This window comes from Chitinophaga vietnamensis (genome assembly GCF_902167635.1).
Classification (GTDB): Bacteria; Bacteroidota; Bacteroidia; order Chitinophagales; family Chitinophagaceae; genus Chitinophaga; species Chitinophaga vietnamensis.
The window spans coordinates 527,632-544,501 of record NZ_CABHMS010000002.1 but is presented as its reverse complement, the minus strand read 5'-3'; the positions used below and the strand labels follow the sequence as shown (position 1 = coordinate 544,501).

At 49.9% G+C, this 16,870-nt stretch carries 14 protein-coding genes; 6 read left to right on the top strand and 8 right to left on the bottom strand.

Annotated features, from left to right (window positions below):
• Window positions 1-114 precede the first annotated feature (114 nt).
• Complete coding sequence (locus tag FPG75_RS06470; protein ID WP_143305949.1) at window positions 115-831, top strand: metallophosphoesterase family protein; 717 nt, start codon at window positions 115-117, stop codon at window positions 829-831.
• On the opposite strand, the gene FPG75_RS06465 is transcribed toward FPG75_RS06470, so the two are convergent.
• From FPG75_RS06465 to FPG75_RS06455, 3 genes are all read right to left on the bottom strand, one after another.
• On the bottom strand, window positions 824-1,396 hold the full coding sequence (locus FPG75_RS06465; RefSeq protein WP_143305948.1) for a phage tail protein: 573 nt from the start codon (window positions 1,394-1,396) through the stop codon (window positions 824-826). The two genes, FPG75_RS06470 and FPG75_RS06465, sit on opposite strands and share 8 nt — an antisense overlap.
• Window positions 1,397-1,406: 10 nt before the next feature.
• Window positions 1,407-4,097: a hypothetical protein gene (locus FPG75_RS06460; protein WP_143305947.1), complete on the bottom strand. Its 2,691-nt coding sequence runs from the start codon at window positions 4,095-4,097 to the stop codon at window positions 1,407-1,409.
• Window positions 4,098-4,169: 72 nt separating this feature from the next.
• On the bottom strand, window positions 4,170-4,790 hold the full coding sequence (locus FPG75_RS06455) for a hypothetical protein (RefSeq protein ID WP_143305946.1): 621 nt from the start codon (window positions 4,788-4,790) through the stop codon (window positions 4,170-4,172).
• Between the two features lie 195 nt (window positions 4,791-4,985).
• Between FPG75_RS06455 and FPG75_RS06450 the strand changes: the two genes are divergently transcribed.
• Genes FPG75_RS06450 through FPG75_RS06440 form a run of 3 tightly spaced genes read left to right on the top strand, consistent with a single transcriptional unit; the run spans window position 4,986 to window position 7,975 of the window.
• Window positions 4,986-5,402, top strand: coding sequence for a hypothetical protein (locus FPG75_RS06450; RefSeq protein ID WP_143305945.1), 417 nt, complete (start codon window positions 4,986-4,988; stop codon window positions 5,400-5,402).
• Between the two features lie 15 nt (window positions 5,403-5,417).
• Entirely contained in the window at window positions 5,418-7,220 is a 1,803-nt protein-coding gene (locus FPG75_RS06445; protein WP_143305944.1) for a sensor histidine kinase, read from the top strand.
• A gap of 5 nt (window positions 7,221-7,225) precedes the next feature.
• Window positions 7,226-7,975 carry a LytR/AlgR family response regulator transcription factor gene (locus FPG75_RS06440; RefSeq protein WP_161596693.1) on the top strand — a complete coding sequence of 250 codons (750 nt, stop codon included), beginning with the start codon at window positions 7,226-7,228 and terminating at the stop codon, window positions 7,973-7,975.
• 1 nt (window position 7,976) lies between these two features.
• On the opposite strand, the gene FPG75_RS06435 is transcribed toward FPG75_RS06440, so the two are convergent.
• From FPG75_RS06435 to FPG75_RS06420, 4 genes are all read right to left on the bottom strand, one after another.
• Entirely contained in the window at window positions 7,977-8,468 is a 492-nt protein-coding gene (locus FPG75_RS06435) for a DUF6886 family protein (RefSeq protein ID WP_143305942.1), read from the bottom strand.
• A gap of 84 nt (window positions 8,469-8,552) precedes the next feature.
• On the bottom strand, window positions 8,553-10,142 hold the full coding sequence (locus FPG75_RS06430; RefSeq protein ID WP_143305941.1) for a SusD/RagB family nutrient-binding outer membrane lipoprotein: 1,590 nt from the start codon (window positions 10,140-10,142) through the stop codon (window positions 8,553-8,555).
• Between the two features lie 18 nt (window positions 10,143-10,160).
• Window positions 10,161-13,466 carry a SusC/RagA family TonB-linked outer membrane protein gene (locus tag FPG75_RS06425; protein ID WP_161596692.1) on the bottom strand — a complete coding sequence of 1,102 codons (3,306 nt, stop codon included), beginning with the start codon at window positions 13,464-13,466 and terminating at the stop codon, window positions 10,161-10,163.
• A 164-nt stretch (window positions 13,467-13,630) separates the two neighbouring features.
• Window positions 13,631-14,716, bottom strand: coding sequence for a helix-turn-helix domain-containing protein (locus tag FPG75_RS06420; RefSeq protein ID WP_143305939.1), 1,086 nt, complete (start codon window positions 14,714-14,716; stop codon window positions 13,631-13,633).
• A 167-nt stretch (window positions 14,717-14,883) separates the two neighbouring features.
• Between FPG75_RS06420 and FPG75_RS06415 the strand changes: the two genes are divergently transcribed.
• Window positions 14,884-15,980, top strand: a protein-coding gene (locus tag FPG75_RS06415; protein ID WP_143305938.1) for an IS3 family transposase whose coding sequence is annotated in 2 segments (ribosomal slippage) — window positions 14,884-15,130 and window positions 15,130-15,980 — 1,098 coding nt in all. Because the reading frame shifts where the segments join, the coding sequence is not laid out codon by codon here.
• A gap of 61 nt (window positions 15,981-16,041) precedes the next feature.
• Window positions 16,042-16,377 carry a helix-turn-helix domain-containing protein gene (locus tag FPG75_RS06410; protein ID WP_142688496.1) on the top strand — a complete coding sequence of 112 codons (336 nt, stop codon included), beginning with the start codon at window positions 16,042-16,044 and terminating at the stop codon, window positions 16,375-16,377.
• 54 nt (window positions 16,378-16,431) lie between these two features.
• Here FPG75_RS06410 and FPG75_RS06405 read toward each other — a convergent pair whose 3' ends face one another.
• Window positions 16,432-16,869: a hypothetical protein gene (locus tag FPG75_RS06405; RefSeq protein WP_143305937.1), complete on the bottom strand. Its 438-nt coding sequence runs from the start codon at window positions 16,867-16,869 to the stop codon at window positions 16,432-16,434.
• Window position 16,870 lies beyond the last annotated feature (1 nt).

The window sequence follows — 16,870 nt, the reverse complement described above, 5'->3', positions numbered from 1 at the left end:
TTATTTGTTCATATGTATGAACATATAAAAACAAAGATAGCCTTTTCGCTAAAAAAACAAAATGTACCGTTAAACCGGCCAATAATACCATCCGCTTTATTGTATTTTCGTACTATGGAAAAGCGCATAGCGATCATCAGCGATATACACGGCAACTTGCCGGCATTAACAGCAGTACTGGAAGATATACGCGCCTTCGGCGCAGATGAGACCTACTGCCTGGGCGACCTCACCGATGCCGCCCCCTGGCATAATGAAGTGATTGACCTCATACGTGCGCGCAACATCCCTACCATCATGGGCAATCATGATGAAAGGATCGCTTTCGACCTGCCCATCCTGCCGCTGCAAAAGCATGGCGAAGAAGAGCGACAGGCAAGAATAGCCGCCATCAACCATACCAAGGCTACCATCCACGCCGCGCACCGCAGCTACCTCTCGCAATTGCCGCACAGCATGCGTTTCAGCCTGGGCGGAAAAAATTTTTTACTGGTGCATGGCAGTCCGGCCAGCAACGACGAATACCTCTATGAAAACCACGATGCCTCTGCCTTGCAAGCGATGCTGCAAACCCATCACGCAGATGTGATGATCTGCGGGCATACCCACCATTCCTATATCCGTACTTTAGCAAAGGGCCTGGTGATCAATACCGGCTCCTGCGGCAGAACCAAGGAAGGCGACGGTAAAGCTACCTATCTGCGCATCACTGCGAACGATGAGGAGATACATTATCAATTAACGAAAGTGAATTATGATATTGCCGCTACGGCAGCGGGTATCATGGCCAGCCCTATTCCTGATTTTTATGCGGAGTTGTTGCTCAGATAAACCGGATGATATAATAGACATAAATATTCCGGGGCCGCGTTTCGTGTTGGCTCAGCTTTATCCTTCCTCTTTCATTATCTACCTTATCTGTCTGCACATCGATGCTGACTGGTATTACTTTCTCAGGGCTCTTGCCTGTTTTGCCCGGCGTGCCGCCTATAAGCGGATAAAAATGCGTATGGTCATGCAATGCATCATCCTGTAAAGAACCGATGCCGCTATCCTGTGTGCCGTTATACAACTGGCGTTCAGCCGTATCAGGATCGCCGTAGGCAGGTGGCGCATCCATGTTCGCCATTCTTAGAAAACGGCCGCGATAATCCGGCAGCCGGAAGCTGTCTGCCGGATCATCTTTAGCATTATATAATGTGCCGATCACCTGGTAGAGAACGGGATAGTCGGCCATTTTGAGCGAACGGCCATCACATATGAGCCAGCCATAACTGGCGATGATGCTTTCAAAGGGCGCAACGGTATCGGCTACTTTGCCGGCGAAGGCCACCACCGCGCCTGGCGGCAATGTTGCGGGCATCAGTGTAAGGGGGTAAGCAGGTGCAGGGTGCATAACAAATTTTTTAATGATCGATAAATGATGGTAACTGGTTGCTTTCCTGTATCACCTGCATAGTGGTGGGCAGAGACAGCTCCCAGCTACGTACAGGCTGCATGGCGTTTGTAGTTTGTTGTACTTGTTGCAGCAGCAAGGCCGTTCTTCGGTTGTGTTGCGTATCATTTAGCGGAACAAAGGGCCAGCGGCCATTCCACAAGGCGCCACATCCAAGAAAATACAGGAACTGGAAATTGAATGCTGGATGCACCGGTATAAATACGCGTGCGGTGGCCGCCTGCAGGAAAGGCCGCAGCGAATCGTCGCGCCCTTGCAGCGCATAACTGAAGGCGGCGGGCGCGTCGCTGAACAGGTAGCTCATCTCCTGCCATTCCAGCGCCTCCGCAAAGAACTGCTGATAGCGGCTGGCATCGGCCGTAAATGCAGACTGGCCTTCATTGCTCACCGCCACCTGCTGCAACAACCCGGTACAAGCCTGTCGTAAAACACTTTGCTCTATCTGTCGCAGCAGCAAAGGATTTACAGCATCGTTCTCTTTCGTCATGCGCGACAGCTCCTCTATATAGGCCGATTGCCTCTTTTCATATGCCAGCGAAAGCTGTTGGTATACCCGCGTTTTCCACTCGTCTTTTTTTCCAGCCAGCAACTCGCAGGTGATCTTCGCCGTGATGATATAATCGTTGCCCGCGGTGGCCCACACCACGCCAGCAGCAGCCACCGGCAACAATCCTGTTTCCTGCCCCATGTGGATAGTAACAGGTTCATCTCCGCTTTTCAGGGAGAAGAGGTAACTGCTCACCAGGCCTGCGATGCTTTTCTCTTGTGTATCCGATGCAAAGACCGCCGACACCCGGGCTTCCCGGGCAGCATAGCCTGCCGGCACCTGCACGTACTTCTCTGTTTCTCCCGGCTTCAATAATACAGCGGCGTCAACTTCCTCTTCCGGAGGCAACAGGATATCGGTAAGGCCATACTCCGTTGCCAGTGCGGCATAATTGTCTTCCGTAATATCTTTATAACTGAGCACTTGCTGCTCCTTCAATGTTTTGGGAGCCCGTAAGTCAATGCCATTCAGTGTTTGCTGGGATGCAATGTAGGCGGCAGCGGGCCGGTCGATATTTATTTCCAGCAGAAAACGGCAGCCGCAATTCTCCACATGAATGCGATACACTTTATTCACCCAGCGGTAGATCGCGCGCAGATGTGTTGTTGCCTGCCGGTTATCGATCACGCTTACGCTTACATCTTCTTCTTCCTGTAAATGCACGAAAGAACGTTTCCGGCTCACCTGTTCGTTGATACGGTGCAGGGTTTTATTCAGCACCGCTTTGGCAAAACTGTCTGTGTCTTTCATTTCCGGATGCACGGGTGTAATTTCTTCCTGCCATGAGCCGTTGAGCGTAGCCACGGTAGGCGGTCCGTAGGTGGTTTTAAAATCCTGGTAGGTAGTTTTTTTGATATAATCGGCCAGTGTTTTCCTGGCTTCGATGAACAGGTCCTGTGTGGTTTCCCGCACATCGGCCGCATCGGTTTGTTGATGCAGGGTATGCTCCGAAGTATGTTCCTGCTGCTGATGACGTTGGCGGTGCAATAACTTTTTACATTCGCCTTTCAATACATTTTCCATGCGCGCGATCTCGCCGGCCTGGTAGCGGCACAACTGGTACTTTACCATGTTGAGGCGCCCAACGGCATACGGCTGAATGGCGCTATCCTGCTGCGTTTCAGCGGGCGGCAAGGGAAATATCTCCGGTAAAATAATGGTGGCAGTGAGCAAGCGATCAAGGTGTTCAGGGTCAACCGGCAGATCAGCAACCAGCCATTCGATGAGATGCAGGATCAGCAATATTTTATTCAGCTCCACCAGGAAGGGCATGTGGAAGCCATTGATCACTACGAGCGCAAAATAGTTCTGCCATACGCGGTATTGCACCTCTGCCCAGATTGGCAGCTGTAGCACTTCTTCCGCAGCCTGTCCGGTGAGCGATAGTATCATCTGGCGGTATTCCTGTACATCGGGAGGTATCCTGTCTGTGAGCTGGTCGTAGAGCGAAGGGAAAATATTAAATGGAAAAGGTATGTCCTGTAACCCGCTATAGTATTGATCTTTGAAAGATGGATCGGCATTGAGGAATGCCACGCACAAGGTTATCTTTTCCTGTCGCAGCGATGCAGCCTTCATGCGTTGGTACAAGGAATCCGGTGGATCTGTTGCAGGCTGGTAACGTACAAAATGCAGGCGCAGTTGCGCTTCGTCCACCGCTGGCCAGGGCTCAAGGTAGATGTACGGAAATAGCGGCGACACCACATTTATTTCATCGGGGAAGTCGCTACCAGGGCTATAATCGGGAGGCGCAGGCGGATCGGGAGGCGTGTCGCCGAAGATAGCCAGCGTGCCATCGAAATGATTTTGCATAGCGGGATTTTCGTGATAGCCATAATAGAGATTGGCGGTGAGGATGATCTCCTCTCCTTTGGCAATCACACACAGGCTCCCTTTGATGAGGAAGCCATCGCCGGCGGAAGTATCAATATCCTGCATCTGGTGAAGGGCCACCGATGCGGTTACCAGCGGATGCAGCGCCTTGAGCGGATAATAGATCCCGCAACTGACCATCCCTTCCTCATTTGCGGGCAGTGAGGGAGGAATGTATTGCGATATCACCTTGATCAGGTTATTGATGATAAATGTAGCCATAACATTGCTGTTTGAAGGTGATCCGGCAGGATACCGTTGCGGTATCCTGCCGGAGAAAAGGCATCGTTATTTTCAGGCGTATTGCTGGTTCTGCAACGTGAACTGGAAGCCGGTGGCATCGGGGCCAGGGCCGCCGCCCGTCATCACGATATCAGCGCTGACAAGACCGAACAGTGACAGCTCTGTATTCACCTGCGAAAGGATAGCGGCGTTCATTATCTCGCCCTCTTCCACTTGTGATACCACACCGATCCAGATAGTGGGTTTAAATTCAAACACTGCCTTCTGGCCGGGAGCAATCGATGTTTTGGTGGCCAGCAGGCGGCCATCTTTGTAGATATTGGCATCAATAGCGCCCACTTCAAGGGTGTTGAGCACTTCCACTTCATTAGGGCTGGCGGCAAAAGAGCCACGGCGCAGGATGTCACCGCTGTTATCCTGCACTACCAGAAATTGCTGGCCATTGATAGCTTTCTGTTGAGGGCTGTAGTTACCCCAGCTGTCGCTGGCGGAAACAGTCATGGTCATCGGATAGGTAAAAGGATGGTTCCAGGTTTGGCCGCAATTTTTAATCACGCGCCAGGCCACTGCGACCTCGTTAAAATCGGTAGCTACATTCTTCTGGAAAATAACGATGCTGGAATTGTTCCTGTCGTTGGAACGGTTCACGAAATTCAGTTTGATGTCTGCCATAAAATAAGTTTAAAAGGTGGTTAGGAAATGTTTAAGACATATCACCGGTGATCATGAAGTCAAAATTATCGGTCATAGAGATGGTTATTGACGGCATTGGCCCGAGTGGCGCAGCTATTACCGCAAGTGGCGGAAAATGTGGAAGCAATGGCGCGCAGGTGATGGGAATGTGGTATATTGTAGGAAAATTATCCTATGCCCTTTGCCACTGTTGAAGGCGTCAAGATCACGCCTTTGTCTGGTCCACTGGTAAGTTCCGTGAATGTCCTCTGTATGAGCGCAGAAAAACTGCCGCCGGAGTATCTCAGCGCAGAATATTCGTGCCACGTGAATATTATCTGTTCCTTACCGATCGCAGATATCGATAATATCCATATCACACGGGGAGACAATGCCCCATGCACGCAGGAGCTGATCGCGGCCAACTTTTGTATCTCTCCACTGAATCCTCCTGTACCCGACGTACTTCCAGGCAACTATCTTTACCTGATTTCATTCGACGTACAGCTAGATGCCACCATTCAGCTGATACAGGTCACGGATGACCTGCCAGACGAGTGTGGCCCGAAGCGCGGGACTATATCCATGCCCAAAGACGGTTCCAGCTCATAACCTATCTGTAACGAAATGCGCTCACTGATTTTCGTTTATACGTTCCTGTTATTAGGCAGCATTTCACCGGCGACGGCGCAGAACAACCTCAATACCCGGCTCGCGGAGCAGCAGTTCCGTGCGCATTGCTATGTGTGCCGCTCACCGCTGTTCCTGCCGCTGCAAGGCAGTATGCTGCCCTTCGCCACCCGGTACCACCAGGCGCATCGCCTGCTGGCACAACAACAATACAACGAGGCGCTGCCGCATGTGCTCAAAGCGATCGACCAACTGGAAAAACAGCCTGACGATACGCTCCTGTATCTTGCGCACCTGATAGAATGGAACATCTACTTGCGCGGCAAGCTGCCACAGAAAGGCGCAGCCGCTTTACAACAAGCCATCGCCATTGCAAGGGAACGACGTTTCCCACTAGCTGCCGAAGCCCGGTCCGATCTTGCCGTATTGTATTTCAATGCCAGGCAATACCAGCAAGCGCTCACCTGCTATGCCGCCATACAACGCATGCCCGGCTTCGATACCAGCGCCAGCCTGCAACGCACGGTATTCAACAATACCGCGCTGTGCTACCTGTACCTGGAAAAATATCAGGAGGCGGAAACCTTCCACCAGAAAAGCCTGCAGCTCGAAACAGCCTTGCGCGATACCACCGGCATCGCTACCTCCTACCTCAATATCGGGGACCTGTACTATGAACAGTACCTCGATAAAAAAGCCATCCCTTACTGGAAAAAAAGCCTGGCCCTCGCACAGCAACAACGAAGCCTGGCCGTGCAGCAGAATGCCAGCTACAATCTTTTTGTAGCCATGAAAAACCTGGGCAACTACCATGCAGCCACTAACTACCTCGAAGCATACCTGCAGGTAAAAGACAGTATCTGGAACCGCGATAAAGTATGGGACCTGGCACAGAAAGAGAAGAATACCGCCCTCGCACTTAAACAGCAGGAACTAGTCAACATGCAGCACAGGAGCCAGTTGCAGCTGGCCGAGATCAAACAAAAACGATGGCAGCGCAATACCTTCCTCGTGGCGGCAGGTTCCTTCATGGCGCTTAGTATCATCAGCCTGCTCGCCGTACGCCAGAAGGTCAGAAGTAACCGCGTGATCCTCTCCCAGAAAACACAAGTGGAAACATTATTGCAAACGAGGGAGAAACTGTTTTCTGTAGTAGCGCATGATCTGCGCTCGCCTGTATTCTCCCTGCAACTGCTCGCCAACGAAAATGTACAACTCCTGGCAAACCGCCACCAACCAGCATTACAAGAGAACCTCCACACCATGCAGGCGGAACTGAAACAATATCAGCACCTCCTTGATAACCTGATGCAATGGGTATGGATACAATCAGGCCGCTACCCTTTTCACCCGGAACAACTGCCGCTGGCAGCCATTGTACAACAGGTAGCGCATGATCTCAAGCCCGCATTGCAACGCAAACACAACCAGCTGGAAACGCTTATCCCGCCGGAGTTGATGATCCACGCGGATATCAACGCGGTAAAAACAGTGCTCAGGAATGTGATGGGTAACGCTGTCAAATACACGAACAAGGGAATCATCCGCATCAGCGCCACCGAAGAAAACGGTATGGCACAGCTCCGCATACAAGACAGCGGCATTGGCATTCCGCCGGAAACACGTGCCAACCTGTTTGCGATCAATGAAAAGAAACAGCGAAGCGGCACCGCCGGCGAACCCTCCACTGGCCTCGGTTTGTGGCTATGTCACTACCTCTTGCAAATGAACCGGGGCAGCATTACCGCCCCTGCCTCCCATACAGGCGCCCTCATCCTGATCACTTTACCTATTGCCTGAACACCATGGAACCGATCCGTATCCTCATCATAGAAGATAACCAGCGCGAGGCCAACTATCTCCGCAGCTTACTGGAAAGCAACGGCTACCTCGTTACCGCCGTAGCCGGCTCTCTCGCCAGTGGCTTGCAGGAATTTTACAAAGCGCCGCCCGACCTGGTGATCATCGATATCCTGCTGAATGGCGCGGCAGACGGACTTATATTTGCACAAACCATTAACGAAAATCCCTTGCTCCGCAAGCCTTTCATCTTCATCACCAGCATCACCGACCGGCAAACATTCGGGGAAGCAAAGAAAACCACTCCCTTTGCTTACCTGGTAAAACCTTTCAATGAAATAGAGCTGCAATTCACCCTGGAACTGGCCATAGAAAAATTGGTAGCGCAGCCTGGCCTGTTCACCACCAGCCAAACCGCTGCCGCCGTTACGCAACAGGAGTTCTTTATCAAGAAAGGGAATAACCTGGTGAAAGTGCCCGTGAAGGAGATCCTTTTTGTGGAGGTAGATGACAAGTATTGCAGCATTATCACACGCGATGCGCGTTTCCTCGTTTTCCACTCCCTCAAAGTATTGATGGATATGCTGCCCGCAGCGCTTTTTCAACGTATACACCGCAACTTCATCGTCAACCTCGACGAAGTAAGAGAGATCAATACCGCAGAGAATTACGTGACGCTTAATAACGGGCACATGATCTACATGAGCCGCCGCTATAAAGAGGCGCTGCTGAAAACGCGTCAGATGTTAAAGTGACTCAGGCTTGTTTGGCATACTGCATACGGATGAGCGAAAAATTGAGCGAAGAATGTTTCACCGCATCGGCGAGGCCGGTGATCGATGGCATAAAACGCAGTTCCACCTGGCGTTTCAGCATCTCTTCCATCACATTGTAAATTGGCTTCACCTGCAATGGCGTGATCGCTTTCTGCGCGATGTAATATCCTGCGCAGGGATCGAAGAGGAAGAAATCATCTGCCGGAAATTCATAACAGTAGATGATGGCCTGTTGTATCCGTTTGAGCCAGGCCGATTCTACGGCCACAATATAATTAGCGGTGCTATAGCCAAAGAACAGGGCACGGTCAGTGGCGGAAGTCTGCGGGCCGCAATAGTAGGTTACGCGCGGGCAATCCCTTGGTAACAGGTAGTTGTGTAACAGCTCGCCAGAAATAGCGAACACCTTCTGATCCCGCGGCTCGAAGCATTTGATCTTCGGGTCTTCAGAGATATGATATAGTTTCTCCATAAAGTAATTATTTACGGATTTACGGATTTTTTGATTTACGGATTTGTCTCAATCCGTAAATCAAAAAATCCGCAAATCCGTAAATTATTTAATCAGCCACATTTTCGCGTTCACATCGTCCGTGCCGCCATACTGGCTGCTTACGGCCGCTTTGTAGTTATTGTTATTGTAGGTGATCTCGTCCTGCGGATATTGCCAACGCAGCGGGATCATATTGCTGGCGGTACCGATGCCTGCGCCACCCTGGCTGAAAGCCGGAATGCCTGTTCTGCGCCAGTTGTAGTAAGCCTCAAAACCGGAGTTCATAAAGAAGGCTACATACTTCTGCGTCAGGATCTGGTTGAGACCATTCACCGGATTGTACACCACGTTAGGATTGGCGAGGAAACCGGCGATGTCAACAACGGCAGTACCCTGATTGGGTTTGGAGCCATCCACGTTGCCGATGGTGAGTGTTTGCCCCTGTGAGAGGCCATACCATTTCATCGATGCATTGATACCATTCAGGTACCAGGTGGCCGGGTCCGCCGCGATCCAGCCACGGTAGGCTGCTTCCGCGATATTGAAGCACAACTCCGTATAGCCGATCACGATATAGGGCTCCGCATTGGCGCCTGAAGCAGATGACATATAACGGTTATAGCTCAACGAAGAATATTTTCCATCAGCAGAGAAGCTCGACATCAGCCCTTGCGATTTCCCGTTGTCTTCTCCCACATAAGCGGTAAAATCGCTGACCTGTTTACCAGCAGCCAGTTGCGCCGGCGCAGGAATAGTGAGGGCAAACACGCGCGGATCGTTATACGCCGCCGTTACGCTGAAGAAGGTTTTGCTGATATTGGCGCAGTTGTTATACGGCGCGTTGCCAGAGCGGTTTGGCGGATACAGGGTAACACTGGTATAACGGTATACCATGTTATCATCGCCGGAGGTCATTACCGGGTACTGTGCAGGATTGTTGAAGATAGTGGCAAACTGCGATTTGATGTTGAGGTCTGCATTGTCGTCTGCACGTTTGCTCAGGCTGATCAATACGCGCAAGCGGTAAGTATTGATCACTTTGCGCCATTGCAGGTAGGTAAGACCGAAGATGTCGCCATTGGCGTCTACCTTGCTGGCAGGCACGCCGGGCGTGTTCATCAGGGTACCCATCATGGTATTGGCGGTATCCAGCATGGCCAGGCAGTTTTTGTATACATCATGCTGGTTGTCGTAAGCGGGTGCAAGGTTGTTCACATCGCCCGCCTGTGACATCGGGATATCTCCCACGCGCTGCGACAGCCAGATATAGGCATAGGCCTTGAAAAACTTGCTGAGCGCGAAATACACGTTGGTAGTGTTGTTATACTGGCGCTTCGCCTGTATTTCCAGCTGGTTGCAATAGCGGATCATATCGTAGGTATGATTGGTATTGGACCAGTTGTAGGCGTTGCTGCCGAAATAATAAGAATAGTTGGAAACGATATTCTGGTTGTAACGGTATACCGTGGAGATCACTGGTTCCTCTTCCCGCAGCAGGTTGGCGGTGATGTGATTGAGGATCAGGGATACCGGCACAGGCGCATTTTCTGCTGCCACGTTGGGATCGGAAAGCAAGTCCCCTTTCTGGCAACCGCTGATCACCGACCCGATTGCCAGCATTACCACCGCGATATATTTGAATGATATCTTCATACTGATGATTTAAAGAAATTAGAAACTGAGATTGATGTTAAAGCCATACCTTCTGGCAGTCATGCTCTGGAGAACGCCGCCATTGTTGAGTGAGCGGTCGGTATCATTATAACCGGATGCAAACTGGTCGAGGTCAATATCCTTACGTTTTGCCCAGTACAGCAGGTTGCGGCCTACCAGCGAGAAGGTAGCCGATTTGATGAAACGGTTGCCACCCAGCAGTCTGGCGGGCAATGAGTAACCAATCGTTACTTCGCGCAGTTTCGCGAAAGAGCGGTCTACCATCCAGTATTCGGTGACGTTACCGATACCGGAAGAGATGAAGTTCTGTACGGTGGTGGCTACATCGTTTTTAGCGAAAGTGAGGTCTTTGTAGTTGGTGATCTGACCATCTTTATAGATGGGCGTACCGCTGGTGATCTTCACGCCATCCGCTATATAGTGACCGGAAGGCGCCTGTGTGCCACCGTTGGTAGACTGCCAGTCGGCCAGGCGCGCAGTGCCAAAGTCGCCGCTGGCGCTGGCGAGCGCGGTACCGCCGTTCATACCATCTTTATAAACTTCGTCATAGATCTTGCCACCGATGCGGCCATCGATCTGGAAGCTGAGGGTGAAATTTTTATAAGAGAAACGGTTGGTGAAACCGAAAGTGAAATCAGGATTGGCATGTCCGAGGAACACGTTGTTGCTGATATCGGAAGGCGCGCGCAGCGGCAAACCGCCACTGTACACTACATTACCGCTCTGGTCGCGTACAAAGCCGGCGCCATAGATGGCATCCATCCTTTCGCCTTTGTGGTAAACGTGGTTGTTAAGCGCGATCGCTTCATCATGGTCGTTGATCCGGTCCAGCGTTTCTTTGTAGGTAGCGTAGTTGATACCGATATCCCAGCTCAGGCCGTTCGGATTGCGCAGCGGCGCAGCGGTAAGCGCGATCTCTATACCTTTCTTGCGGGTAGTGATGGCGTTCTCGTTACGTTTGTCGTAGCTGGAAGATGGCGGTATGCCAAAAGGAAATATCTGCGGACCATTGAGGCTCGTAAAGTAGGTGAAGTCCACGCCCAGCCTGTTATTGAACAGGCGCAGGTCGGCGCCGGCTTCATAAGAACTCACCGTGAAAGGCTTCAGTGTAGGATCAGCGATCACGTTGGAGAAGTCCACTGAAGGGTTGTTATTGTAATAGCTGTTATTGTTATATGCCATCTGGTTGGCATAAGTAGGACCATCATAAGAAGTATAGAGGTCAGTACCATATCCCAGCTTGGCGTTAGTGCTCTGGCCTGTTACCCTGGTGAAAGCAGAGGCTATAGTGGGCGAAGTGAGCGCGCCTTTCACGTTGGCGTAAGAGCCGCGTATCTTCAACAGGGAGATAAATTCCGGCAGGTGCGCATAATCGCTGATCACAGAGCTGAGCGATACCGAAGGATAGTAGAAGGTGTTATAACCATCTGCCAGCGTAGATACATGATCCACACGACCGGTATGCGACAGGGTCAGGAATTTGTCGTAGGTGAAGTCGATAGAATAGAACCCGCTGTACACCTGCATTTTAGAGCCCCAGGTAAAAGAAGAATAAGCTTCTTTGGAGTTGGTGAGCGAGTATACATTCGGCACTGCCAGCGCTTTGGTAGTACCCCAGAGTGAGTTATAAGTGAAAGAGCGCATGCTCGCGCCGGCGAGACCGGAGATATTGAACTTGCTGATCTTCTTATTATAATTCAGGATGAGGTCTGTATTATTTTCGAAGAGGTTCCTGCGGTCTTCGCGGTAATCGCCGTACCAGCCGAAGTAATACCACGGCGTATAGGTGTTGAGGTTAGTACCGGCAGGCACCTGCTCTGTTCTTACCTGGTTCCAGGTAGTGATCTGGGTACGGAGGCTCAGGTCCAGCGCGTCGTTGAACTTGTAGCTGGCTTTGATATAACCATTGATATCGGTTTTATCATGGCCGCGCAACCATTTTTTGGCGATGAACCAGGCGCTGTTCTCACGGCCGTATTCCTGTGCGTAAGGGATCAGGCCCGGCACGCCCTGCGGCGCTTTGTAGATATCTTTCAGATCGTCGATGTTATAATCTGCGGAGCCATACACCTGGAACATGTAGATGTAAGAGTTAGGCCCGTAGTTCACATCGGGGATATTGGGAGAATATTGTTTGTTGATATTGGCGCTGGCTTCGATCTTCAGTTTATCGGTGATCTTGTAGCCGGCGCTCAGCGACAGTGCATAGGTATGCAGCTTGGTATTGGGGTTCATACCTTTCTGATTCATGTTGGATACGGATATCCGGATATCAGAGCGGTCGGTGGCGGAGGACAGGGAGATGTTATTGGTATTGATCACGCCTGTTTCCATGAAGCGTTTGAAGTTATCTTTACCGCGTGCGGTCCAGGGGGTGGCGGTTCTCACGCGGTTCACCGGATCCCAGGGGCTGTCGAATTGTTTCACCAGCTGACCTTCGAAGCGGGGTCCCCATTCGGGCAGGCGCTGGTTGTTATCGTACAGTTGATCGCCGTAAGAATATTTGAAGTTGGTGCCGCGGCCATATTCTTCCTGTATCTGTGGCAGCGCGAGAAATCCTTTTTCGAACATGGTGCTGCTGTTCACATCTACCTGCCATCCTTTGGCCGCTTTGGTGCCGCGTTTGGTGGTGATGACGATGGCGCCGTTGATACCTCTGAAACCATAGAGGGCGGCGGCGTTAGCTCCTTTCAATACAGAATATGATTCTACGTCATCGGGGTTGATGTTCCAGGTATCGGAGTTGATGGGCACTCCATCCACTACAAAGAGGAGGTCTTTGCTGCCGCGCAGTACGAGGTCGGGGCGGCCGAGCATTTCGGGGCTGGCGCCTACAGAGAGGCCTGCCACCTTGCCGGAGAGGGAGTTGATCGGGTTGGCATCACGGGCTTTTACGAGGTCGGCGCCTTTTACTTCCTGTACGGAGTAGCCGAGGCGTTTGGCTTCTTTACGTATACCCATGGCCGTTACCACTACTTCGTCGAGGCGTTTGTGATCTTCCTGTAAAGAGATATTGAAGAAGGTATTGGCGCCTGTGGCTACCTCCTGGGATAAATAACCTACATACGAAAAAACCAGTACGGCGCCAGGTCCGCTGGCTTTGATAGTGAATTCGCCGTTGGTATCGGTGAAGGCGCCACCAGGCTTGCCCTTCTCCCTGACGCTGGCGCCCGGGATACCGGCGCCATCAGCCGCTGTCACCTTCCCTTTGATGATCCTGTCCTGTGCGATGGCATTACCTGCAATCAGCAGAAGGGCCAGCCAGAGGGAGAGAAATGTACTGCGTAGCGTGAATAATCTCATTTTCATTTTGGTTTTGGTAATAAAATAGGAACCGACGCAAAAATGAAAATGCCGCCCAACTAATACGACAAAGCCCAGCGGGAAGGTCAAAAAAATGTACAAGCCGTATGGCACACACACTAACATCAGCCACCATGGCTCATTTAGCCAATGTTACCTAATCCTTACGGAATTGTTACCGGAATGTTTTGATGGCTATTCTTCCGGTAAACGGAAGGCGTTACCCCCGTGATCTTTTTGAAATAACTGTTGAAAGATGATTTGGAATTGAAGCCGCAATCGTAGGCGAGGGATAATAAATTAATGTCGAGAGAAGGATCTTTTAATTTCTTCATCGCCAGCTCTATCCGATATTCATTAATAAAGGTGTAGAAGTTTTTGTTGAAACGTTCGTTCAGCAACTGCGTGATATGATGTTTGGGGATACCGGCGCGCTCCGACAGCTCTTCCAGCGACAGCTCCGGCTCCAGGTAGATACGACTTTGCTGCATGAAGGCGCGGATATTATCTTCATAACTATCCATGCGCTCCTCGTCCAGCCCTGATTTTTTATACTGTCTTACAGGCGGCGCCACCGGCTTCACGGCCGCAATAGATTCCATTTTATATCGCAGGATCATCACGATCAGCCATACATAACAGAGATAAGGTAATATCCAGAAGTTGAGATCCCAGCGGCCCGTTTTGATGCCGAATACCACCATGCCTGCCAGCCCCAGTAAGATAGCCGCCAGTATCGTACGTATGAAAGCCAGCAGCAGCTTGCGTTTGGGATCAGCCGGTGTATCCGCGCCGCCTTTCAGCATCCGCCAGCACAATAAGGGGTATACGATCAGCGACCCGATCGCTCCTATCTCATAGACTTTCGCATACATGCGCATGAACACGGGCGATATCAGTCCTTCCAGGTACCCTTCACTGGTAACCAGGAACATCAGCAGTCCGATACATAAAGGCAGCATGTGCGCCAGGATTTTCGGGGTGCGTACTTTGCGCTCCCGGTAAAATAAAGTGGCCAGGTACAAGAGCGGTCCATAGGCGAAGCTGAAACCACTCGGGCTGTTATTATACAGGAAGGCGCTCTTCCACACCACCAGCAAAGATAACTTCACCCCCAGATGCGCCAGCAGCAGGATCAGGAAAGCGTTCAGCGTTTTCTCGAAGCGGTCCTTAGGCCGTAAGAGGTTAAACAAATAAATAGCGACACAGGCTTGCAGGTTAATGCATGACAGAAGTATAATGCTCATCATATCCACAGAGGTTGATGCTGCTAATTTAGGAGGCTAATGTTACCGGAAGTTTAAGAAATGAGCAGTGTTATGTTTGGGTTAAGTTTTGGAAAGGGTTGTAAGTATCCCTATTCTGGTAACAGTTTAAACTTAGATAAAAAAGGTTAAATTTAAACTGAACTACCATCATGAAAAAGACCAGATTCACAGAAACCCAGATTGTGTCTATTTTGAAGCAGCAGGAGAACGGGCTTGCCACAAAGGACATTTGTCGTGAACACGGCATTTCTGAAGCCACTTTCTATAACTGGAAAAGCAAGTATGGAGGCATGGAGGCTTCAGATGTGAAGCGCCTCAAAGACCTGGAGGAAGAAAATTCCAGGCTCAAAAGAATGTATGCTGACCTGTCCCTTGACAATCAGATACTGAAGGATCTATTCACAAAAAAAGGCTGGGCCCTTCCACAAAAAGACAAGTAGCAGAAGAACTGGTCGCAGATCAGGGTGTTTCTGTGAGCAGGGCCTGTCGAATAGTTTCCTTTCCCCGTTCGAAGTTTTACTATCGTAGTCGTAGAAATGACCAGGTACTGATTGATGCCCTTCAGGACCTTGCTTTTAAGCATACTTCCTACGGCTTTCGCAAGCTATTTGCCTATTTGAGGCGTGCCGGCCACCACTGGAATCATAAACGAGTATATCGGGTATACAGGCTGCTTAAACTGAATAAGAGGAAGAAGCTCAAACGGAGAGTGCCAGCTCGTATCAAACAACCATTGCAGCGGCAAACCAATGTTAATGTCATCTGGAGTATGGATTTCATGAGTGATAGCCTGACCGGAAACAAACGCTTCAGGACATTTAACGTGATAGATGATGGCTCCCGGGAGGTATTGGGTATAGAAATCGATACTTCACTATCCTCATGCCGAATTGTGCGGGTATTGGAAAAAATTATTGAATACCGAGGGAAACCAGCCGCGATAAGAACTGATAATGGCCCGGAGTTCACTTCCGCGTACTTTGAACAGTGGTGCCATCAGCATGATATCAGGCTACAATACATTCAACCAGGCCGACCAATGCAGAATGGTTATATCGAACGATTTAATCGTCTTTACAGAGAAGCCGTCCTGGATGCTTATATCTTTGAGGACTTGTACCAGGTAAGGGAATTAACCGATGTCTGGATCGAAGAATATAACCAGAGAAGACCCCACGAATCTTTGAAGAACATGACGCCTTGCGAATGGAAAACGGAGTTGCAAAAATCAAGAAACTCCAATTAATCGCTGTTACCTAGATGGGGTACTTACACCAGCTTTTACAGGGTATTTAAAGTACCTTTTTATGACTTTTGGTGAACACATTGCTACGCAGCGTAAGCAGCTTAAAATATCCCAGGACGAACTGGCTAAAAGAGTGGGTACATCGGCGCCCATTATTGGCCGATATGAACGTGGCGAGATAAAGCCTTCTATCGAGATGGCTAAAAAAATCGCGGATGAACTGGGCGTGACCGTGGATTACCTGATTGGCGGCTCTACCAGCATGGTACTGGATAAAAAATTACTTAAACGCATTGAAGATATTGAAGCCTTACCGGAGGAGGAAAAAGAAAAAATTTATTACTTCATCGATATGGCCATTACATACAATAAAACTAAAAAAGCATATTCAAGATAACAGTAAAGCCGCTGGCATCACGCCAGCGGCTTTACTGTTATGAGATAAAAATTATTATTCAAATTTGACAGCTAAATCATACGGCTCCAGGCCATGTAATATTGGATTACCAAGCTTCCTTACTTTAATACTATTTACCAATATCTTCAATGCATTAATTAACTCCTGTGTTTTAGCGCTATCCTTATCAGATACATAGTTGTAAATAGTATTCCCTCCATCATTAATTCTGGCAGAAATAATTTCAAACCGTTCTACTTTTGACGCTGTATCAATAAATATTCTAATTGCCCCAATACCATTAGAACCTTGAGGAAAGATATTAGGACTAACTTTGACAACTCGGTTATAGTCTATCTCAAAGTGAGACGGCACTATTGGGTCTATAATTGTATCCCCACTCTTTACAGCTGCCTCATTTGTGACTTCTCTGCCTGATTGGACACAACCAAAGCTAAAGCCTACTATCATCAATGCTATTACGGATTTCATG